Source organism: Xenophilus sp. Marseille-Q4582 (genome assembly GCF_916700565.1).
Taxonomy (GTDB): Bacteria; Pseudomonadota; Gammaproteobacteria; order Burkholderiales; family Burkholderiaceae_C; genus Xenophilus.
Window position 1 is genome coordinate 15,345 of record NZ_CAKAKO010000007.1, and the last position, 20,192, is coordinate 35,536.

General features: G+C 70.8%; 17 protein-coding genes. 9 read left to right on the forward strand and 8 right to left on the reverse strand.

The window, feature by feature from the left end; translation table 11 throughout:
- Nucleotides 1-44 precede the first annotated feature (44 nt).
- From LG388_RS24555 to argE, 5 genes are all read right to left on the reverse strand, one after another.
- Entirely contained in the window at nucleotides 45-368 is a 324-nt protein-coding gene (locus tag LG388_RS24555; protein ID WP_225785211.1) for a polyhydroxyalkanoic acid system family protein, read from the reverse strand.
- Nucleotides 349-1,563, reverse strand: a complete 1,215-nt coding sequence (locus LG388_RS24560; protein ID WP_225785212.1) for an aminopeptidase — start codon at nucleotides 1,561-1,563, stop codon at nucleotides 349-351. Before LG388_RS24560 ends, LG388_RS24555 begins: the two co-directional genes overlap by 20 nt.
- Entirely contained in the window at nucleotides 1,560-3,614 is a 2,055-nt protein-coding gene (locus LG388_RS24565; RefSeq protein WP_225785213.1) for a molybdopterin-dependent oxidoreductase, read from the reverse strand. Before LG388_RS24565 ends, LG388_RS24560 begins: the two co-directional genes overlap by 4 nt.
- Before the next feature lie 111 nt (nucleotides 3,615-3,725).
- Nucleotides 3,726-4,955 (reverse strand): DUF445 domain-containing protein, encoded by a 1,230-nt coding sequence (locus tag LG388_RS24570; protein WP_225785214.1) that lies wholly within the window; start codon nucleotides 4,953-4,955, stop codon nucleotides 3,726-3,728.
- A 28-nt stretch (nucleotides 4,956-4,983) separates the two neighbouring features.
- Entirely contained in the window at nucleotides 4,984-6,165 is a 1,182-nt protein-coding gene (gene argE / locus LG388_RS24575; protein ID WP_225785215.1) for an acetylornithine deacetylase, read from the reverse strand.
- A 129-nt stretch (nucleotides 6,166-6,294) separates the two neighbouring features.
- Here argE and LG388_RS24580 point away from each other — a divergent pair, with 129 nt between their 5' ends.
- Nucleotides 6,295-7,524 (forward strand): M20 aminoacylase family protein, encoded by a 1,230-nt coding sequence (locus LG388_RS24580; RefSeq protein WP_225785216.1) that lies wholly within the window; start codon nucleotides 6,295-6,297, stop codon nucleotides 7,522-7,524.
- The gene (locus LG388_RS24585; protein ID WP_225785217.1) at nucleotides 7,521-8,624 is read left to right on the forward strand and encodes a M14 family metallopeptidase; all 1,104 of its coding nucleotides are present in this window, start codon (nucleotides 7,521-7,523) and stop codon (nucleotides 8,622-8,624) included. Before LG388_RS24580 ends, LG388_RS24585 begins: the two co-directional genes overlap by 4 nt.
- A 28-nt stretch (nucleotides 8,625-8,652) precedes the next feature.
- Here LG388_RS24585 and LG388_RS24590 read toward each other — a convergent pair whose 3' ends face one another.
- The 3 genes from LG388_RS24590 to LG388_RS24600 all read right to left on the reverse strand — a co-directional run bounded on the left by LG388_RS24590 (nucleotide 8,653) and on the right by LG388_RS24600 (nucleotide 11,114).
- Complete coding sequence (locus tag LG388_RS24590; protein ID WP_225785218.1) at nucleotides 8,653-9,453, reverse strand: type III pantothenate kinase; 801 nt, start codon at nucleotides 9,451-9,453, stop codon at nucleotides 8,653-8,655.
- Nucleotides 9,454-9,547: 94 nt separating this feature from the next.
- Nucleotides 9,548-10,432 (reverse strand): 2OG-Fe(II) oxygenase, encoded by an 885-nt coding sequence (locus tag LG388_RS24595; RefSeq protein WP_225785219.1) that lies wholly within the window; start codon nucleotides 10,430-10,432, stop codon nucleotides 9,548-9,550.
- 250 nt (nucleotides 10,433-10,682) lie between these two features.
- Nucleotides 10,683-11,114: a rhodanese-like domain-containing protein gene (locus LG388_RS24600; protein WP_225785220.1), complete on the reverse strand. Its 432-nt coding sequence runs from the start codon at nucleotides 11,112-11,114 to the stop codon at nucleotides 10,683-10,685.
- A 262-nt stretch (nucleotides 11,115-11,376) separates the two neighbouring features.
- Between LG388_RS24600 and LG388_RS24605 the strand changes: the two genes are divergently transcribed.
- From LG388_RS24605 to LG388_RS24635, 7 genes are all read left to right on the forward strand, one after another.
- Nucleotides 11,377-12,492, forward strand: a complete 1,116-nt coding sequence (locus tag LG388_RS24605) for a TRAP transporter substrate-binding protein (protein WP_225785221.1) — start codon at nucleotides 11,377-11,379, stop codon at nucleotides 12,490-12,492.
- A gap of 131 nt (nucleotides 12,493-12,623) precedes the next feature.
- Complete coding sequence (locus LG388_RS24610) at nucleotides 12,624-13,262, forward strand: TRAP transporter small permease subunit (protein ID WP_225785222.1); 639 nt, start codon at nucleotides 12,624-12,626, stop codon at nucleotides 13,260-13,262.
- Between the two features lie 3 nt (nucleotides 13,263-13,265).
- Entirely contained in the window at nucleotides 13,266-15,257 is a 1,992-nt protein-coding gene (locus LG388_RS24615) for a TRAP transporter large permease subunit (RefSeq protein ID WP_225785223.1), read from the forward strand.
- A 222-nt stretch (nucleotides 15,258-15,479) separates the two neighbouring features.
- On the forward strand, nucleotides 15,480-16,847 hold the full coding sequence (gorA, locus tag LG388_RS24620; RefSeq protein ID WP_225785224.1) for a glutathione-disulfide reductase: 1,368 nt from the start codon (nucleotides 15,480-15,482) through the stop codon (nucleotides 16,845-16,847).
- A 70-nt stretch (nucleotides 16,848-16,917) separates the two neighbouring features.
- Complete coding sequence (locus LG388_RS24625; RefSeq protein ID WP_225785225.1) at nucleotides 16,918-18,435, forward strand: AMP nucleosidase; 1,518 nt, start codon at nucleotides 16,918-16,920, stop codon at nucleotides 18,433-18,435.
- A gap of 198 nt (nucleotides 18,436-18,633) precedes the next feature.
- Complete coding sequence (locus tag LG388_RS24630; protein ID WP_225785226.1) at nucleotides 18,634-18,993, forward strand: HU family DNA-binding protein; 360 nt, start codon at nucleotides 18,634-18,636, stop codon at nucleotides 18,991-18,993.
- Between the two features lie 178 nt (nucleotides 18,994-19,171).
- Nucleotides 19,172-20,176, forward strand: coding sequence for a tripartite tricarboxylate transporter substrate binding protein (locus LG388_RS24635; protein ID WP_225785227.1), 1,005 nt, complete (start codon nucleotides 19,172-19,174; stop codon nucleotides 20,174-20,176).
- Nucleotides 20,177-20,192: the final 16 nt, after the last annotated feature.

Sequence of the window (20,192 nt, forward strand, 5' to 3'; positions counted from 1 at the left end):
GCCCTGCGAGGGCGGCGGCACGTGAGACGCGGCCCGGCGGCGATTCAGCCGCCATCCGCCGCCTCCCGCGCCAGGAATTCGTCGAGGTTGCGGCTCATCTTCTCCTCGATCATGGGCGCCATCGCCGACATCAGGCCGCCCAGCGCCAGCTGCACGGCGAAGCGCGAGGCGCTGACCTGCACCGTGCCTTCGGCGCCCATGCCGCTGAAGCGGATGTGGTCGGTGGCGGTGGGCGATTCATCGGCGGCCGGCCGGTGGTCGAACTGCAGGCCCCAGCGTTCGCGGGCCTGCGCCATCCAGTCGGTGGCCACGCGGCGCGCGCGCGGCAGGCCCAGCTGGTGCTGGCGTTCAATGCGGATGTCGGACATCGGTGCGGTTCTCGTTCGTGAGGCTCGGGTCCCGTGCGTCCTGCGCGGGCGCGGCCGCCGGTGGCGCCGCGGCCGGCACGGCGGCGGGATCGGGGGTGAATGCGGCCAGCGCGGCGCGGCGCGCCTCGGGCGTGGGCAGGCGGGCCAGGCGCCGCACGGCCGCATGGAAGCGTGGCCAGTCGCGCCCTTCATGCGCGAACAGGCCCTCGAAGGCAGGCACGCCCTGGTCATAGGCGGCCTGCGCGGCGAAGGTGGCGTTGTTGGCGCCGGCCACCCAGGCGTCCCAAGCGCCCTGGCGCGGGCCGGTCCACTGGGCGCGCAGCGCGGCATAGCGGGCGCGGAATTCCGCCATCGCGGCCTGCTTGGCCGCCTCGACGGCCGGCCAGTCGCCAGCCCGGGCGACGGGCGAGTCGTAGACCTGCTCCAGCCGGCGGCGCGTGTCCAGCATCAGCATGCGCATCTGGCGCCGCCGCGCGTCGAAGGCCGCGTACTCCTCACGCGCGGCGGGGCTGGCCTGGGTGTGGAGCCACTGCGCGCCGCCCAGGCGTTCCACGGCCGTGGCGTAGGACTCGTTGAAGCCCGTGTCGCCCGCCACGTAGAGCACCTGGTGCGCCAGCTCGTGGAACACGATGCGCGCCAGCTCGCCTTCGGGGTACGCGATGAAGGTGGACAGCAGCGGATCGCCGCCGGCCCAGTTGAGCCAGCCCAACGTGGAATACGCGGGCACCGGATAGACCGAGGCCTCCAGCCCCGCGTCGCGCTGCGCCTGCGCCTCGGCCTGCGCAGCCTGCAGGTCGTAGTAGCCGCGGTAGCCCACGCAGCCCGCCACCGGGAAGCACCAGGTCTTGAGCGTGAGCGCATAGGGCGGCGCGGCCACCACGTTCCACACGGCCGCCGCGCGGCCCAGGTCGGCATAGCCGGTGTAGCTCGCGTTGTCGGGCAGCGCGAGCTGCTCGCTGGCGAAGCGGCGGATGCGCTGGGCCAGCAGCAGGCGCTCGCGCAGGCGTTCGGGTGTCTGCGCATCGGCCAGCCAGTCCGAAACCGGCCGCGCGGCGCGCATGAGGCGCACATGGCCGTGCGCGGCCTGCCAGTAGTAGCCCAGCGTGCCGCAGCCGCTGAGCAGGGCCGCGCCCAGCGCCGCGAGCGCCAGCGCGCCCCACAGCGCCGGCCGCCGGCGGCACGCGCCCCGGTTCATCCGGCCAGCGCTTCCACCTGCACCAGGCAGTCGTAGAAGGTCGGACCGCGGCCGATGTCGGTCAGGCGCTGGCTGGTGAGCTGGTTGACGTTGGTGCCGTCGGCATTGAACTTGCGCCACCAGATGCCCAGGCCGTTGACCACGCCGGGCCGCGCGCGGCGCGAGACCTCGGCGCGGCAGCGGTGTTCGCCGCGCGCGTTGAACACGCGCACCATCGCGCCGTCGGCAATGCCGCGCGCGGCGGCGTCGTCGGCATGGATCTCGATCAGCGGCTCGCCCTCGATGCTGCGCAGGCTCCTGACGTTGACGAAAGTGCTGTTGAGGAAGTTGCGCGCGGGCGGCGAGATCATGGCCAGCGGAAAGGCGCTGCTGCTGCCCGCGGGCTCGTGGTTGGGCACGTGGTCAGGCAGGCCGTCCATGCCCAGCGCGACCAGCCGTTCGCTGAAGAACTCGCATTGGCCCGAAGGCGTGGGAAAGCGGCCTTCGGCAAAGGGCGCCTCGGGCAGCGGCACGGGCGCGAAGCCGTCGCGCTCCAGCGCCGCCCAGTCGATGGCGCCGGGCGCGAAGGCCTGGCGGCACAGGGCCTCGTCGTCGTCGGCGAAGCAGGGTTCGTCATAGCCCATGCACCGCGCGAGTTCGCGAAACACCCAGGCGTTGCTGCGCGTCTGGCCGGGCGCTGCGATGGCGGGCTGGTTCAGCAGCACATCGGTGTGGCCGTAGCTGCAGTGGATGTCCCAGTGCTCCAGCTGCATGGTGGCGGGCAGCAGGTAGTCGGCGTAGTCGGCCGTGTCGGTCTGGAACTGCTCCAGCACCACGGTGAACAGGTCTTCGCGCGCAAAGCCCGCCACCACCTTGGCCGACTCGGGCGCCACCGCCACCGGGTTGCTGTTGTAGACCACCACCGCCTGCACGGCCGGGCCGCCGCTCAGGGCCTGCGCGTCGCCCGTCAGCGCATCACCGATGCGACTCATGTTGATGGTGCGCGGCCGGCGGCCGGCCAGCAGATCGGGCCGCTGCAGCGCGGCACGGTCGGCGGGATAGAAGCCGGAACTGCTGAGCAGCACGCCACCCGCGCGGTGCCGCCAGGCGCCCACCAGCGCCGGCAGGCAGGCGATGGCGCGCGCCGCATTGCCGCCGCCGCGCACGCGCTGCATGCCGTAGTTCAGGCGGATGGCGGCCGGTTTCGTGGTGCCGTAAGCCTGCGCCAGGTCGCGGATCTGCTGCGCGGGGATGCCGCAGACCTCGGCCGCGCGCTCAGGCGGCCACTGCAGCGCGCGTTCGCGCAGCGCCTCCCAGCCCAGGGTGTGGCGGGCGATGTAGTCGGGGTCCAGCCAGTCGTGCACGATCAGCTCGTGCATCAGCGCCAGCGCCAGCGCGCCGTCGGTGCCCGGCAGCAGCGCGATGTGCTCGTCGCACTTGTCGGCGGTCTCGGTGCGGCGCGGGTCGATGCACACCACGCGCGCGCCGGCGCGCTTGGCGGTCTGCACATGGCGCCAGAAATGCAGGTTGCTGGCGATGGAGTTGCTGCCCCAGATCAGGATCAGCTTGGCCTCGGCGAAGAACTCCAGCCGCATGCCCACCTTGCCGCCCAGGGTGTAGCCCATCGCTTCGCCGCCGGCCGTGGAACAGATGGTCCGGTCGAGCAGAGACGCGCCCAGGCGGTGGAAGAAGCGCCGGTCCATGGATTCGCCCTGCACCAGCCCCATGGTGCCGGCGTAGCTGTAGGGCAGGATGGCCTGCGCGTCCTCGGCCGCCAGCGCGCGCAGGCGCGCGGCGATGTCGTCCAGGGCCTCGTCCCACGACACGGGCTCGAAGCGCCCCTCGCCCTTGGCGCCGACGCGGCGCTGCGGCTGCAGCAGGCGTTCCGGATGGTCGTGCCGCTCGATGTAGCGCGACACCTTGGTGCACAGCACGCCGCCGGTGGGCGCATGCGCGGGATTGCCCTGGAGCTTGATGGCGCGGCCGTCCTCCACGGTGGTGAGCAGGGCGCAAGTGTCGGGGCAGTCGTGCGGGCAGGCGCCTCGGACGACGGAGCGGGTCGGTGCGGTCATGGCGGCGATCTCGGATTCGGCGGGGGCGGACGTGGCGCGGCGGGGGCGCGCCTTCGCGCCGAGTCTAGTGGGGCGCGGCGGCGCGCGCTTGCGCACCGGCGGGCGCGCGCGTCAGCCGGCCAGCCCCAGCGTCAGCCCGTGGATCGCCAGTCCCACGAGCCCGCCCACCAGCGTGCCGTTGATGCGGATGAACTGCAGGTCGCGGCCGATGTTGCGTTCCACCTCGCGCACCATGGCGTCGGTGTCCCAGGCCGCCACGCGCTCTTCGATGTAGCGGCGGCCGTCCTCGCGCCAGCGGTCGATGAGCGCGGGCGCGGCGGCAAGGAGCTGCTCGTCGAGCCAGCGCCGCATGGCCTCGTCGGCCTCCAGGCGCCGGCCCAGCTCGGCCGCCAGCAGGGCCACGCGCTGGCGCAGGGCCGAGTCCTCGCGCGCCAGGTCGGCGTCCAGCCAAGCGCGCACCCGGCCCCACAGGCCCTGCAGGTAGTCGGCCAGCGCCGGATGCGCGAGCAGTTCGTCGCGCCAGCGCTCGCCGCGCGCGACAAACGCCGGGTCGTGCTGCAGGCGCTCGACGAAGCGGCCGGTGAAGGCGTCGAAGCGCTGGCGCAGCGGGTGATCGGGCTGCGCCGCCGTCTCGCCCAGCGTGTGGGCCACGGCGGCGACGATCTTGCGCGTGGCCAGCTTGGCCGCGACCTGGTCCAGGCCCAGGTAGCGCAGCGCCTTGACTTCGCGTGCGATGGCGTCGGTCAGCCGGTCCTGCAGCGCCTCGTCGTCGAGCAGGTCGGCCAGCTGGCGCAGCACCTCGTCGAGCAGCGCCTGGTGCCGCCCCTCGGCCGTGAGCGCGCCCAGCACCTGCCCGGCCAGGGGCGCCACGTCGATGCGCTGCAGCCCGGCGCCTGCCGCGCGCGCCACGAAGTCGCGCACGCGGGTGTCGTCGAAGGCGTTGAGCGCCAGCCGCACCAGCGCCACCGCGTGCGTGCCCAGCTGCTGCGTGTGCTCGGGCTGCGCCAGCCAGCGCGCGATGCGGCCCGCCGCGCCGTAGCTGCGCAGCTTGGCCAGCACCTGCGGCGTGGCCAGGAAGTTGTCGCAGATGAAGTCGGCCAGGTTGCGCCCCAGCCGCGCCTTGCGCGTGGGCAGGATGGCCGTGTGCGGAATGGGCAGGCCCAGCGGATGGCGGAACAGCGCCACCACGGCGAACCAGTCGGCGATGGCGCCGACCATCGCCGCCTCGGCGCCCGCGGCCAGCCAGCCCCAGGCGGCGTGCGGATGGGCCTGGCCGCCCCAGACGGCCAGCCCGTACAGCAGCGCGGCGCCGGCCAGCAAGGCCAGCGCCAGGCGCTTCATGCGCGCGGCGGGGTCTGCAGGGAGCGCCTCAGGCAATTTCGCGCGTCTCGGCCAGGCCCCGCAGGAAGGCTTCGCAGCGCGCCAGCTGCTCGATCGTCACGTACTCGTCGGGCTGGTGCGCCTGGGTGATGCTGCCCGGGCCGCAGACCACCGTGGGAATGCCCGCGTTCTTGAACAGGCCGGCCTCGGTGCCGAAGGCGACCAGCGTGGTGCGCGCCTCGCCCGACAGCCGCAGGGCCAGCTTCGTCACCGGGTCGGTGGCCGCGCCGAGGAAGCTGGGAATCTCACAGATCGTGTCGAAGGCGAAGCCGGTGTCGGGCGCCACCTTCTTCATGGCCGGCTCCAGGCTGCGCGCATAGGCCCGCACTTCGGCCTGCATGGCGCGCGCGTCGGCGGTGGGCAGGTCGCGGAATTCATAGCGGAACTCGGCGTCGCGCGGCACCACGTTGTCGGCGATGCCGCCGTGGAACTGGCCCACGCTGGCGGTGGAGAAAGGCACGTCGAAGCCTTCGTAGCGCGGCTCGCGGGCCTCGAAGCCTTCGGCCATGTCGCGCACCTTGCCGATCACGCGCGCGGCCATCTCGATGGCGTTGACGGACTGCGGCGTGAGGGAGGAATGCGCCTCCTTGCCGCGCACGCAGCAGCGGTAGCGGTACACGCCCTTGTGCGCGATGGCCGGCACCATCATCGTCGGCTCGCCCACGATGCAGGCCAGCGGCCGGATGCCCGCGTCGCGCAGGTCGGCGATCAGCTCGCGCACGCCGAAGCAGCCGATCTCTTCCTCGTAGCTGAAGGCGAAGTGCACCGCGAAGGGCGCATCGCTGGCCAGGAAGCGCTCGGCATTGGCCAGCGCCAGCGCGATGAAGCTCTTCATGTCGGCCGCGCCGCGGCCGTACAGGCTGGGGCCTTGCGGGCCGTCCTGCACCACGGCCGACAGCGGGTCCACGGTCCAGGCCTGGCCGTCCCACGGCACGGTGTCGGTGTGGCCCGAGAGGATCACGCCGGCCGGCTTGCCCTCGCCCAGGGTGGCGAAGAGGTTGGCCTTGGTGCGCTCGGCGTTCCAGGTCAGGCGGCTGGTCACGCCCAGGCGGGCCAGGTGCTCGCGGGCGAAGTCGATGAGCGCGAGATTGCTGTTTTCGCTGACGGTGTTCATGCGCACCAGCGCCTGGGCGAATTCCAGGCCTTGGGCGGAAAGGGTGGGGGTGGGCATGCGTGGCATTGTGGGGCAAGGCGGCGGCGGCCGCGCGGCCGTGCGCGCGCCGGCCTCCCACGATGCCCCTGCGGGCATCGGTATTGCTTCCCATGGCAGCTTCCGGCCCGCCGGCCTAGACTGCTTCCCATGAACCTGATCGATTCCATCGTCACCCAGGCCGCCGGCATTGCCGCCGTGCGGCGCGACCTGCACGCGCATCCCGAACTCGGCTACGAGGAAGTGCGCACCGCCGACGTGGTGGCCGCCAAGCTCACGGAATGGGGCATCCCCATCCACCGCGGGCTGGGCAAGACCGGCGTGGTGGGCATCCTGAAGAACGGCAGCAGCACGCGCGCCGTCGGCCTGCGCGCCGACATGGACGCGCTGCCGATCCAGGAGCTCAACACCTTCGCCCATGCCAGCAGGCACAGCGGCAAGATGCACGCCTGCGGCCACGACGGCCACACGGCCATGCTGCTGGCCGCGGCCCAGCACCTGGCGAAGCACCGCCACTTCGACGGCACCGTGTACCTGATCTTCCAGCCGGCCGAGGAAGGCGGCGGCGGCGCCGACGCGATGATCAAGGACGGCCTGTTCGAACGCTTCCCCATGGACGCCGTGTACGGCATGCACAACTGGCCCGGCATGCAGGCCGGCCAGTTCGCCGTCAGCCCCGGGCCGGCGATGGCCTCGGGCAACAAGTTCTACGTGACGGTGCGCGGCAAGGGCGGCCACGCGGCGCTGCCGCACACGGGCATCGACCCGGTGCCCATCGCCTGCGAACTGGTGCAGGCCTGGCAGACCATCGTCACGCGCAAGATGAAGCCCACCGACTCGGCCGTGATCTCGGTGACTACCATCCACGCGGGCGACACCAACAACGTCATCCCCAACGACTGCGAACTGACGGGCACCGTGCGCACCTTCTCGCTGGAAGTGCTGGACCTGATCGAATCGCGCATGCGCCAGGTGGCCGAGCACATCTGCGCCGCGCACGATGCCGAATGCGACTTCCGCTTCGAGCGCTACTACCCGCCGACCATCAACACGCCGGCCGAGGCCGACTTCGCGCGCGAGGTGATGGCCGAGGTGGTGGGCCCGCAGAACGTGCTGAAGCAGGAAGCGGCCATGACCTCGGAGGACTTCGCCTTCATGCTGCTTGCGCGGCCGGGCGCCTATGCCTTCATCGGCAACGGCGACGGCACGCACCGCGACGCGCTGCACGGCGAAGGCCCGTGCACGCTGCACAACCCCAGCTACGACTTCAACGACGACCTGATCCCGCTGGGCGCCACCGTGTGGGTGCGGCTGGCCGAGCGCTTCCTGGCCGAGCCGCCCGAACGCTTCCTCGAAGGCCGGCCGGAGCGCTTCAAGTGATCGGCGTGGTCGATGCCTTCAGCGACAGCTACGCGCTGGCGCGGCAGAAGTTCCTGCGCGGCTGCCTGGCCGCGGGCCTGGCGGTCGATTCGCGCCCGCTGCCGCTGCCCGGCGCGCAGGGCGAACAGCTGGCCATGGACGTGGCGCTGGACGGTGCGGCCGATGCGCGGCGCCTGCTGGTCGTCAGCAGTGCCTGCCACGGCGTGGAAGGCCATTGCGGCAGCGGCGTGCAGGTCTTCGCGCTGCACGATGCCGAATGGCGCGCCAAGGCGCGCGACGCGGGCGTGGCGGTGCTCTACATCCATGCGCTGAACCCGCACGGCTTCTCGCACGGCCGGCGCGTGACGCAGGAGAACGTGGACCTGAACCGCAACTTCATCGACTTCGGCCAGCCGCTGCCGGTGAATGAAGGCTACGCCAGCCTGCATGCGCTGCTGCTGCCCGACCAATGGCCGCCCTCGCCTACCGACGAGCAGGCCCTGAACGGCTGGATGGCGCAGCACGGCCTGCCCGCCTTCCAGGCCGCGGTGTCGGGCGGGCAGTACCAGTTCGGCGACGGCCTGTTCTTCGGCGGCCAGGCGCCCACCTGGAGCAACCGCACGCTGCGCGAGCTGCTGCGCCGCTACGCGGGCCAGGCCGCGCACATCGCCTGGATCGACCTGCACACGGGCCTGGGACCGAACGGCCACGGCGAGCGCATCTTCGCCGGCCGCAACGACGCCGCCGAACTGGCGCGCGCCAGCGCCTGGTGGAGCGGCGGCGGCGCCACGCCCGTGACCTCGATGTACGACGGCAGTTCGACGTCCGCCGAACTCCAGGGCCTGCTGTGCCACGCCGTCTATGACGAATGCCCGCAGGCGCAATACACCGGCATCGCGCTCGAATACGGCACCGAGCCGCTGCTCGAAGTGATGGCCGCGCTGCGCGGCGACCACTGGCTGCACCAGCATCCGAAGGCCGCGCCCGAACTGGCCGCCACCCTCCGCGACCGCATGCGCCGCGCCTTCTACACCGACACCGACGCGTGGAAGGGCCAGGTGATCAGCCAGGCGCGGCAGGCGATGTTCCAGGCGGTGGACGGGCTGCGCGCCAGCGCCTGAGCGCAGCGCGGCGTGGCGGCTGCGACGGTCAGGCGCGCAGCGCGCGCTGCTGCGCGATCACCAGCAGCCCGTCCATGATCAGGCTCTCGACCAGCTCGAATTCGCCCTCCATCGAAGGCGCCATCTTCCAGCCCGCGCCGCCGGCCATGTAGCAGACCGGCTCGGCCCCGCAGTGCTGCCGCAGGTGCTTGACCATGCGCTGCACGGCCCCGGCGATGGCATAGGTGCCGCCGCTGGTCAGCGCGTCGCTGGTGTTGGTCGGGAAGGTGCGCACCTCGCCCGTGGGCACGTGCAGGCCGGCCGTGCCCGATTCGAGCGCGCGCAGCATGATGCCGTGGCCCGGCAGGATCAGACCGCCCAGGAACTTGCCCTCGGCGTCGATGGCTTCCACCGTCACGGCCGTGCCCACGAGCACCACGATGATGGGCCGCGGCGCGGCGCCGGCCTGCGCCGCCAGCATGCGGTGGCGCGCGCCGATCATGGCGACGAAACGGTCGGCGCCCAGGCGGGTGGGGTGGTCGTAGCCGTTGGTGATGCCGGCCTCGCCAACGCTGGACACGGCCCAGCGCGGCGAGAAGTCGAAGGCCTCACCGATCTGCTCTTCGGTGCGGCGGCGCACATGTTCGCCCGCCACTACGCAGCCCAGCATGGCGGTGGGCGTGACCGGCAGTTCGGCCCAGGGGCCTTCGCTCAGGCGGTCGATGTGGTCCAGGAATTCCGCGCCATGCGCCAGCACGGTCGCGCCGGGCGCGCCCTGCGAATAGAGCGCCCACTTGAGGCGCGTGTTGCCGATGTCGATGGCGAGGAAGGCGCTGTCGGGGCTTTGCATGCGCGGCATTATTCACGCGGCGATGGCGGCGGCGGGTCGCCGCGGCGATTCCCGGCCGCGGCCCGCTCACCGCCACCGCCACCGCAGCGCAGGCTCAGACGTGGTCGGTGGCGTTGCCGGCCGGCGCGGCCGCCGCGCCGCCGCTGTCGCCCTGCCGCGGCTCCTCGAAGCGGCGGTCGCGCACCCATTTGGTCGCCACCCACTTCTCGCCGGCCAGCACCGGGCAGCCCGCATGGCGCGTGCGCGTGGTCGGGTAGGGGCGGTCGTAGGCAAAGAACACGGCCGTGCCGCGCCGCGGCGCCACTTCCAGGTTCACGTCGGTGAAGGCCGTGCCGCCGCCCTCTTCGGGCTCGTTCAGGTACAGCAGCACCGTGGCCACGCGCTGGGCGGCGTCCTTGACCGGCTCGCCGGCTTCCAGCTTGCGGGCCAGGTAGGAGAAATAGTCGTGATGGGGCTTGTACTCGTGGCCCACGCCATAGCGCAGCACCTGCAGGCCTTCGCCCCAGTCCGCGGGCCAGGCCAGGAAGCGCTCCAGGCGCCGCTCGATGCGTTCGATCAGTGCGGTCTCGCCGCGGCGGAAAAAGGTGCCCTGGCTGGTGCGCACCGAACTGTGCGAAATCTCGCCGGTCACCACGTCGGCCACCGTGGTGGGCGCCAGCCGGCCGCGCGCCGATTCGATGAGCGCCTCGCACTCCTCGTCGGACAGCATGTTGCCCACCACCAGCAGCTTGGGCAGCGGCATGGACAGCAGCACATGCACTTCGCGGTCGCCCACGTCCAGCGTGGTGCGGTTGCGGAAATTCGGCGAGGGCGTGGGCGCGGCCGGGAACAGCCGCCGGCCCAGAGCCTCCTCGACGGCGCGGATGGCGACTTCGCCGTCCCACCCCGAGCCCATGCACGCCTCCAGCAGCTGATCGACGTTTTCGCCGGCCTCGTGCCGCTGACGCACCCATTCGCCCAGGGCCGACAGGTCGCTCATGGCCGGCCCTCCCCCGCCTTCGCCAGGCCGGACGCCCTGCCGGCCAGTCCCGCCACAGCCCTCGGCCCAGCGGCGCCGCGGTGTATCAAACCCCTGCATGAACGGAATGGGACCACGATGATTCCTCGGACGATCTTTGCCAGAGCCGAGCGAGGCTCGGCGTTGCGTGACTTCAAGCGCACGCAGTTGTAAGCATTTTCATCATATCGGCCCCCCGGCCAGGCCGAACTCCGGGGAAGCCGGGGGCGTTTCAGTTCTGTCGCCAGGGCAGGCCGTGGAAGCGCCAGCCGCCGCGCCGGCCGCGGTGGCCTTGCGCATCGGCATCGCCTTCGAAGCCTTCGAGGATGTTGTAGGCCTCCACGCCCAGTTCGGTGGCGCGGCGTGCGGCCGCGATGGAGCGCACGCCGCTGCGGCACAGCATCATTACCTTGGCGCCGGGCGGCACGGCGGCGCGCAGCCCCTCGTCGAAGCCGGGGTTCAGCGCCATCCCGGGCCACTGCTTCCAGGCCAGAGGCACGGCACCGGGCACCTGCCCCACCCATTCGCGCTCGGCGTCGGTGCGCACGTCGACCAGCACCGCCTGGCCGCCGGCCAGCCACTGCGCGGCCAGTTGCGGACTGATGTCGCCCGCGTAGCCCTCGGCCGGCCGGGGCTGCTCCAGGGCCTGTTGCGATTCATTCATGGAAATGCCTTTCAACAAACTGACAGCCGTGAAGTATTGCAGTGCATCAAGCGCGGCACGCCCCGGGCACCGGTCCTTTCCTGTCTGCCCCCTGACCTGAACTCGCGCGCCCTGCCGTGGGAGGCGGGTGCCTGGACTGCCGCGCAGGGCCTGCCATTTTTCACCAGCGGGTGAAAACCCTCTTGGTGGCGCTGCGCATCGCATCAAAAGTGAATGGCACGGAAGCGTTTGATTTCCGGCTCTAACGATTGGAGACAGACCGATGACAGACAGCAAGACGACGCCCCGCCGCCGCAGCCTGCTCAAGGGCGCTGCGGTGGCCGCCGGCGCCCTTTCGGTGCCCATGGTCAGCCAAGCCCAGACTACGACCTGGCGCTTCCAGAGCACTTGGCCGGCCAAGGACATCTTCCATGAGTTCGCGCAGGACTTCGCCAAGAAGGTCAACGACATGGCGGGCAACCGCCTCAAGATCGACGTGCTGCCCGCGGGGGCCGTGGTGCCGGCCTTCCAGCTGCTGGACGCAGTGGCCAAGGGCACGCTGGACGGCGGCCACGGCGTGATCGCCTACTGGTACGGCAAGAACCAGGCGGTGGCGCTGTGGGGCTCGGGCCCGGCCTTCGGCATGGACGCCAACATGGTGCTGGCCTGGCACAACTACGGCGGCGGCAAGGAGCTGCTGGACGAGATCTACAAGAGCCTGAACATGGACGTGGTGTCCAAGCTCTACGGCCCCATGCCCACGCAGCCGCTGGGCTGGTTCAAGAAGCCCGTCGCGAAGGTGGAAGACCTCAAGGGCCTGAAGTTCCGCACCGTGGGTTTGGCGGTGGACGTGTTCACCGAGATGGGCGTGGCCGTGAACCCGCTGCCCGGCGGCGAGATCGTGCCCGCGCTGGACCGCGGCCTGCTGGACGCGGCCGAGTTCAACAACGCCTCGAGCGACCGCGTGCTGGGCTTTCCCGACGTGGCCAAGAACTGCATGCTGCAAAGCTTCCACCAGAGCAGCGAGCAGTTCGAGGTGCTGTTCAACAAGACCAAGTACGACGCGCTGCCGGCCGAGCTGAAGTCCATCATCGACTACGCCACGCAAGCCGCCAGCGCCGACATGAGCTGGAAGGCCGCCGACCGCTACGCCAAGGACTATGCCGAGATGCAGTCCAAGCAGGGCGTGAAGTTCTACAAGACGCCCGACGCCATCCTGCGCGCGCAGCTCGCGGCCTGGGACAAGGTGACACAGAAGAAGGCCGCAGAGAACCCGATGTTCAAGAAGGTGATGGACTCCATGCGCGCGTTCGCCCAGCGCAGCGGCCGCTGGAAGAACGACACCGACATCGACTTCAAGATGGCCTGGAACCACTACTTCGCGCAGAAGAAGAGCTGAAGGGCCGCAAGCGCCCGGGCGGCCCCGCGTGGCCGGGCCCGCCGGGCGCTTTCGCCGAGCGGGGCGCCCACGGGGCGCCCCTTCGTTCATTCCCCGCCGCGCCCGGCGCGCCCATTGCCGGCCTCCCATCCATGCAGAAACTCTTGCTCGGCGTCGATGCGATATCGACCTTCATCGGAAAAGTCGCGGCCTGGGCCGTGGTCGGCCTCACGGTCCTGATCAGCTGGGAGGTGTTCTCGCGCTACGCGCTGAACAACCCGCATGCCTGGGTGCTGGACGCGCAGATCATGCTCTACGGCACCCTCTTCATGCTGGCCGGCGCCTACACGCTGAGCAAGAACGGCCATGTGCGCGGCGACGTGCTCTACGGCTTCTTCAGCCCGCGCGCGCAGGCGGGCGTGGACTTCACGCTCTATCTGCTGTTCTTCCTGCCCGGCGTGATCGCGATGACCTGGGCCGGCTGGACCTACGCACAGGAATCGCTGGCGATCCGCGAGCAGACCTTCTCGGCCACGCCGCTGCCGCTGTACCCGTTCAAGTTCGTGATCCCGCTGGCGGGCGCCGTGCTGCTGCTGCAGGGGCTGGCCGAGATCGCGCGCTGCGTCATCTGCCTGAAGACCGGGGCCTGGCCGCGCCGCGGCGACGACGTGGTCGAGGTCGACGTGGACAAGCTCAAGGAGATGGTGCACGTCAAAGACAGCGACATCGCCGCGCTGGACCGCGAACTGGCGGCGGGCCAGGCCGCCGGCTCCAACCAGGGGAGGGCCTGAGCCATGCGCAAGGAACTCTGGTTCGGCTTCTCCATCATGGGCCTGGTGGTCGCCTCGATCATCTGGCTGCTGCTGGGCGTGGAGACCATCACCCACGGCCACCTGGGCCTCTTGATGCTCTCGCTGGTGGTGATCGCCATCATGCTGGGCTTCCCCACGGCGTTCACGCTGATGGGCATGGGCATGATCTTCACCTGGCTGGCCTACGACCGCGACATCCCACGCACGCTGGACCTCATGGTGCAGGCGGCCTACAAGAGCATGGCCAACGACGTGCTGATCGCCGTGCCACTCTTCGTGTTCATGGGCTACCTGGTCGAGCGCGCCAACCTGATCGAGAAGCTCTTCAAAAGCATGCACCTGGCGATGGCGCGCGTGCCGGGCTCGCTGGCGGTGGCCACGCTGGTCACCTGCACCATCTTCGCCACCGCCACCGGCATCGTCGGCGCGGTGGTCACGCTGATGGGCCTGCTGGCCCTGCCGGCCATGCTGCGCGCAGGCTACAGCACGCCGATGGCGGCCGGCGCCATCACCGCCGGCGGCTGCCTGGGCATCCTGCTGCCGCCCTCGGTGCTGCTGATCCTGTACGGCGCCACGGCCGGCGTGTCGGTGGTGCAGCTCTACGCTGGCGCCTTCTTCCCCGGCCTGATGCTGGCCGCGCTGTATGTGGGCTACGTGATCCTGATGGCCAAGCTCAAGCCGCACTGGGCGCCGCCCCTGTCCGCGGCCGACCGGCAGGTGCAGTTGCCGCCCCAGCTGCAGGCGCTGCCCGCGCGCGGCGAGCAGTACGCGCCGCGCCAGTTGCTGCAGGCGCTGAAGGGCAGGCGCAATGCCGACGTGCCCACGGGCTACGTGCTGCGCCAGCTCGCGCTGGTGCTGCTGCCGGGCCTGATCTTCCTGGTGCTGGCCACCGGCACCTGGCGCGCGGTGACCACGGTGCCGGTGGAGGCCGTCTACGACATCCAGCCCATCGGTTTCTCGGGCGAAGGCAATTCGTCGTCCTCGGGCACCGGCCTGCAGGAGCCGCCTTCTTCCGGCGGCTTGCAGGAACCGCCGCAGGAAGAAGAGGCCGGCGGCGCGCTGCAGGAGCCTCCGGGAAGCCACACGGAAAGCAGCAGCGGCGTTCAGGAGCCCCCGGGCGCCGAGCGCGCGGCGCCGATCCCCGGTAGCTCCAGCGTGAGCGAGCTCCCTGCGGCCACGCAGGCCGCTGCAGCAGAGGGCACGACCGCCGCCGAGCGCCAGCCCGCCCCCACCTGGTGGTGGGTGATGTTCGCCGTACTGGGCGCCGCCACCGCGCTGTTCTACCTGTTCCTGAGCTTCGCCCGGCTCGAGATCTTCAAGATGCTGCTGGGCTCCTTCTTCCCGCTGGTGGTGCTGATCCTGGCGGTGCTGGGCACCATCGTCTTCGGCCTGGCCACGCCCACCGAGGCCGCGGCCATGGGCGCCGCGGGCGGCTTCCTGCTCGCGGGCGCCTACCGCCGGCTCAACATGGGGATGATCAAGGAATCGGTCTACCTCACGGCCAAGACCTCGGCCATGGTGTGCTGGCTCTTCGTGGGCTCGGCCATCTTCTCGGCCGCCTTCGCGCTGCTGGGCGGGCAGGAGCTGATCGAGCGCTGGGTGCTGTCGATGAACCTCACGCAGCTCGAGTTCATGGTGCTGTCGCAGGTGGTGATCTTCCTGCTCGGCTGGCCGCTGGAGTGGACCGAGATCATCGTGATCTTCATGCCCATCTTCATCCCGCTGCTGGACCATTTCGGCGTGGATCCGCTGTTCTTCGGGCTGCTGGTGGCGCTGAACCTGCAGACCGCCTTCCTGTCGCCGCCGGTGGCCATGTCGGCCTTCTACCTGAAAGGCGTGGCGCCCCCGCACGTGACACTGAACCAGATCTTCCTGGGCATGATCCCCTTCATGGGCATCCAGATCCTGGCCATCGTGCTGCTGTACATCTGGCCGCAGATCGGGCTGTGGCTGCCGCAGCTTCTGTACAAGTAAGCGCCGCAACCCCAGGCCGGTCGAGCCCCGCACTCAAAAGGACCGGCGAACCTTTGAGGCTGGCGAAGGGCGAGGTCACTGGTCTGGCCTCGCGTGGTCTGCAAGACCCCGGCGGCCCGGCACAGCCGGTTCCACGGGTGCCCTGGGGGCTTCGCTGCGCTCGCCAGCTGGGAAGAACGCGAGCGGGCTACAGTGGCAGCCCCCTTTAGGAGAACGCTGCCCATGCGCACCCCCTACGACTTCGACCTCTTCGTCATCGGCGGCGGCAGCGCCGGCGTGCGCGCGGCGCGCATGGCCGGCCAGGCCGGGGCGCGCGTGGCGCTGGCCGAATGCGCCGAACTGGGCGGCACCTGCGTCAACGTGGGCTGCGTGCCCAAGAAGCTCTACAGCTATGCCGCGGGCTACGCGACCGCCTTCGACGAAGCGCCCGGCTATGGCTGGACGCTGCCCGAGGCGCCGCGCTTCGACTGGGACACGCTCAAGCGCCAGCGCGCCAAGGAGATCACGCGCCTGAACGGCGTCTACCGCAAGCTGCTGGACGGCGCCGGCGTGAAAACGCTGCAGGGCTGGGCGCAGCTGGAAGACGGCCACACGGTGCGCGTGGGCGAGGCGCGCCATACCGCGCGCCACATCCTGATCGCCACCGGCGGCATGCCTTCCGCGCCCGACCTGCCGGGCCGCGAGCTGGCCGTGGTGTCGGACGCGATGTTCGACCTGCCGCGCTTCCCGAAACGCCTGCTCGTCATGGGCGGCGGCTACATCGGCTGCGAGTTCGCCTCGGTCTTCCATGCGCTGGGGGCCGAGGTGACGCTGGTCAACCGCGGCCCCCACATCCTGAGCGGCTTCGACGACGACGTGCGCGAGGCGCTGGCGCGCGAAATGGGCCGCCAGGGCATCGACCTGCGCATGACGGCACAGGTCGAGACGCTGCGGCGCGAAGGCGACCACCTGGTCGCCATGCTCGCGCGCGGGCAGCAGATCGAGGCCGACACGGTGCTGCTGGCCACGGGCCGCAAGCCCAACACGGCCGGCATGGGCCTGGAAGCGGCCGGCGTGAAGCTGGACGCGCGCGGGGCCGTGGTGGTCGATGCGCAATACCGCAGCAGCGTGCCTTCGGTGCTGGCCATCGGCGACGTGAGCAGCCGCCTGGCGCTCACGCCCGTGGCGCTGGCCGAGGCCATGGTGGTGGTGGACCAGCTCTTCGGCAGGAACGAGCGGCGCATGCGCTACGACAACGTGCCCACCGCCGTGTTCACGCATCCCGGCGTGGGCACGTGCGGGCTGACGGAAGCCGCGGCGCGCGCGAAGTTCGGCGACCAGGGGGTGCGGGTCTTCGCCACCGACTTCAAGGCCCTGCGCCACACGCTCTCGGGCCGCGACGAGCGCACCTTCATCAAGCTGGTGGTCGAGGCCAAGAGCGACCGCGTGGTGGGCCTGCACATGGTGGGCGCCGAGGCGGGCGAGATCGTGCAGGGCTTCGCCGTGGCCATGAACGCGGGCGCGACCAAGGCGCAGTTCGACAGCACGCTCGGCATCCACCCCACCACGGCCGAGGAGTTCGTGACGCTGCGCGAACCGATGGCGGGCTGAGCCGGCGCGGCAGCGCATGCCGGGCGCGCAGCCCGTCGCCGCCGCCGTCGCCCGGCGGCACAATGCCGCCATGCCCTACATGCCGCCCTTCGTCGCCCCCCTGCGTTTCACCGACCCCGCGGCCGCGCTGGCCCAGGTGCGGCACATCTACGACACGGCCATCCAGCACCTGCGCACGTCCATGCAGCGCTTCGTCGCCGGCGAGGACCTGCCCGGCCGCGTGCGCGCCTGCTACCCCTTCGTGCGCGTGCACACCCACACCAACACGCGGCACGCCACGCCCGTCACCGCCGGCCTGAGCTACGGCTTCGTGGCCGGCCCGGGCCGCTACGAGACCACGCTCACGCGGCCCGACCTGTTCGCGCGCTATTACGAGCAGCAGTTCCGCCTGCTGCTGGCCAACCACCCGGTGGAGCTGGAGGTGGGCACCAGCACGCAGCCGATCCCGATCCACTTCTCCTTCGGCGAGAACGACCACATCGAAGGCACGATGAACGCCGCGCGGCGCACGCTGATGCGCGAGGTGTTCGACCTGCCCGACCTGGCCGCCATGGACGACGGCATCGCCAACGGCACCCACCGCACCGCCCCCGGCGAGGCCGAGCCGCTGGCGCTGTTCACGGGCGCGCGCGTGGACTATTCGCTGCAGCGCCTGCGCCACTACACCGGCACCCTGCCCTTCTGGTACCAGAACTTCGTGCTGTTCACGAACTACCAGTTCTACATCGACGAATTCGTGCGCCTGGGCCACGAGGCCATGGCCGATGAACACAGCGAGTACATCGCCTTCATCGAACCCGGCAACGTCATCACGCGCCGGCGCGGCCTGCCTGCCGAGGCGGCGGGCGACTTCACCGAGCTGCTGCACGGCCTGCAGGGCACGCCGCCGGGCCGGCTGCCGCAGATGCCGGCCTACCACTTGGTGCGCGCCGACCGCAGCGGCATCAGCATGGTCAACATCGGCGTCGGCCCGGCCAATGCCAAGACCATCACCGACCACATCGCCGTGCTGCGCCCGCATGCCTGGATGATGCTGGGCCACTGCGCCGGCCTGCGCAACACGCAGCAGCTGGGCGACTACGTGCTGGCCCACGCCTACGTGCGCGAGGACCATGTGCTCGACGAGGAACTGCCGCTGTGGGTGCCGATCCCGGCGCTGTCGGAGATCCAGCTCGCGCTCGAGGAAGCCGTCGCCACGGTGACGGGCTGCCAGGGCCCGGAGCTCAAGGCGCTCATGCGCACCGGCACCGTGGCCAGCACCGACAACCGCAACTGGGAGCTGCTGCCCGACAACGAGCCGCAGCGCCGCTTCAGCCAGAGCCGCGCCGTGGCGCTGGACATGGAAAGCGCCACCATCGCGGCCAACGGCTTCCGCTTCCGCGTGCCCTACGGCACCTTGCTGTGCGTGAGCGACAAGCCGCTGCATGGCGAGATCAAGCTGCCCGGCATGGCCAACCACTTCTACCGCGAACGCGTGGAGCAGCACCTGCGCATCGGCATGAAGGCGGTGGAGCTGCTGCGCGGCCAGAACGCGAGCCGGCTGCACAGCCGCAAGCTGCGCAGCTTCGCCGAAGTCGCGTTCCAGTGAGGCCCGCGCGCGCATGGCGGCCGCCGGCGCGGCTGTCCATGCCGCATTCGGTGACCGAATCGGCGCATTCCCGCTGTCGAAGCGGCTTTTGCGCAGGAGAAGGCCGCGCAACCTCCACTACACTGGGCGCAGCCGCGCTGCCCCGGCAACTGCATCTGGCAGCGCGGCGTCATCATCAAAGCAAAGAGGTAGTCTCAATTGAACCGTCAAGAACTCGTTGAAAAGATCGCCACGGCCCACCAGCTCTCCAAGGCCGAAGCCGGCCGCGTGCTGGACACCGTGACCGAAGCCATCGTGAACGCCGTCAAGAAGGGCGACGCCGTCCAGCTCGTGGGCTTCGGCAGCTTCAAGCAAGTGGCACGCGCCGCGCGCACCGGCTTCAACCCGCAAGCCGGCGAGAAGATCAAGATCGCGGCCCAGAAGGTGCCCAAGTTCGTGCCGGGCGCCGCCTTCAAGGATGCCGTGGACCCCAAGGCCGCCAAGCGCCGCGCCGAAAAGGCCGCCGCCAAGAAGACCACGGTCACCAAGAAGGCCGCCGTGAAGGCCAAGAAGAAGTAATTGCTTCGCCGAAGGCCCGGCCTCGCCGGGCCGGCTTGAGAAGGCTCCGCAAGGAGCCTTTTTCGTTTCCGCGCCCAACTCCGGGCCCGGTTCGCGCGGGCGCCGAAGCGCAGACACCCGCCGCGTGCTGGCACAGAATCCGCTTGGTCCGCAGGCATTCACTTGGGTGGCTCTTCTCATGACCGCACGGCGCTCCTCGGCTCGCTTCCTCTTCCGTCACTTTCTGGTGCTGGCTGCACTGGGCACCGCCGCGCTGCACGCGCCGGCCCAGGCCCAGGCTCCGGCGCGCTACCCTGACAGGCCGGTCAAGCTCATCGTGGCACTGCCGGCCGGCGGCAGCGTGGACATGGTGGCGCGCCTGCTGGGCCAGAAGATGGGCGACCAGCTCGGTCAGCCCTTCGTGGTCGACAACCGCGCCGGCGCCTCGGGCCAGATCGGCGTGCCGGCGGTGGCGCGCGCCGCGCCCGACGGCTACACGCTGATGGTGTCGCCCGCCTCCTTCCTCACCACCAACAAGAGCATCTTCAAGACCCTGCCCTACGACCCCGAGACCGACTTCGCGCCCGTGGCCAAGCTGGTGAACCAGGCCATGGTGCTGGTGGTGCGCCACAAGTCGCGCTACGCCCAGGTGGCCGATGTGCTGGCCGCCGCCCGGGCCCGGCCCGGCCAGCTGACCTATGCCTCCTCGGGCGACGGCAGCCCGCAGCACCTGGCCGGCCTGATGTTCGAAAGCCGCGCCGCCGTGCGCATGCTGCACGTGCCCTACAAGGGCGGCGCACCGGCCATCACCGACCTGATGGCCGGCACGGTGGACATGGTGTTCGCGCCCATCCCCGAGGCGCTGCCCCACATCAAGGCCGGCAAGCTGCATCCGGTGGGCGTGCTCAGCGAACAGCGCTCGGCCATCCTGCCCGAGGTGCCGACCATGAAGGAAAGCGGCATCGATCGGCTGGTGCTGTCGGCCTGGATCGGCCTGCTGGCGCCCGCGAAGACGCCGCAGCCCGTGCTGGACCAGCTGCAGCAGTCGGTCCGCGCCGCGCTGCAGGGCGAGGCGCGCGCACGGCTGATCGAGTCCGGCATGGAACCCGCGCTGGACGACCCGAAGCCGCTCAGGCAGACGATCTCGGAGGACATCCGCATCCATGCGGAACTGGTGAAGGCGGCGGGGCTGGTGCCGCAGTAAGGCGGCCAGGCGCCAT

What these genes read in the sequence shown, in the direction of transcription:
- LG388_RS24555 (WP_225785211.1), bottom strand. Translation starts at nt 368, where the DNA reads ATGTCCGACATCCGCATTGAACGCCAGCACCAGCTGGGCCTGCCGCGC.
- LG388_RS24560 (WP_225785212.1), bottom strand. Translation starts at nt 1,563, where the DNA reads ATGAACCGGGGCGCGTGCCGCCGGCGGCCGGCGCTGTGGGGCGCGCTG.
- LG388_RS24565 (WP_225785213.1), bottom strand. Translation starts at nt 3,614, where the DNA reads ATGACCGCACCGACCCGCTCCGTCGTCCGAGGCGCCTGCCCGCACGAC.
- LG388_RS24570 (WP_225785214.1), bottom strand. Translation starts at nt 4,955, where the DNA reads ATGAAGCGCCTGGCGCTGGCCTTGCTGGCCGGCGCCGCGCTGCTGTAC.
- argE (WP_225785215.1), bottom strand. Translation starts at nt 6,165, where the DNA reads ATGCCCACCCCCACCCTTTCCGCCCAAGGCCTGGAATTCGCCCAGGCG.
- LG388_RS24580 (WP_225785216.1), top strand. Translation starts at nt 6,295, where the DNA reads ATGAACCTGATCGATTCCATCGTCACCCAGGCCGCCGGCATTGCCGCC.
- LG388_RS24590 (WP_225785218.1), bottom strand. Translation starts at nt 9,453, where the DNA reads ATGCAAAGCCCCGACAGCGCCTTCCTCGCCATCGACATCGGCAACACG.
- LG388_RS24595 (WP_225785219.1), bottom strand. Translation starts at nt 10,432, where the DNA reads ATGAGCGACCTGTCGGCCCTGGGCGAATGGGTGCGTCAGCGGCACGAG.
- LG388_RS24600 (WP_225785220.1), bottom strand. Translation starts at nt 11,114, where the DNA reads ATGAATGAATCGCAACAGGCCCTGGAGCAGCCCCGGCCGGCCGAGGGC.
- LG388_RS24605 (WP_225785221.1), top strand. Translation starts at nt 11,377, where the DNA reads ATGACAGACAGCAAGACGACGCCCCGCCGCCGCAGCCTGCTCAAGGGC.
- LG388_RS24610 (WP_225785222.1), top strand. Translation starts at nt 12,624, where the DNA reads ATGCAGAAACTCTTGCTCGGCGTCGATGCGATATCGACCTTCATCGGA.
- LG388_RS24615 (WP_225785223.1), top strand. Translation starts at nt 13,266, where the DNA reads ATGCGCAAGGAACTCTGGTTCGGCTTCTCCATCATGGGCCTGGTGGTC.
- gorA (WP_225785224.1), top strand. Translation starts at nt 15,480, where the DNA reads ATGCGCACCCCCTACGACTTCGACCTCTTCGTCATCGGCGGCGGCAGC.
- LG388_RS24625 (WP_225785225.1), top strand. Translation starts at nt 16,918, where the DNA reads ATGCCCTACATGCCGCCCTTCGTCGCCCCCCTGCGTTTCACCGACCCC.
- LG388_RS24635 (WP_225785227.1), top strand. Translation starts at nt 19,172, where the DNA reads ATGACCGCACGGCGCTCCTCGGCTCGCTTCCTCTTCCGTCACTTTCTG.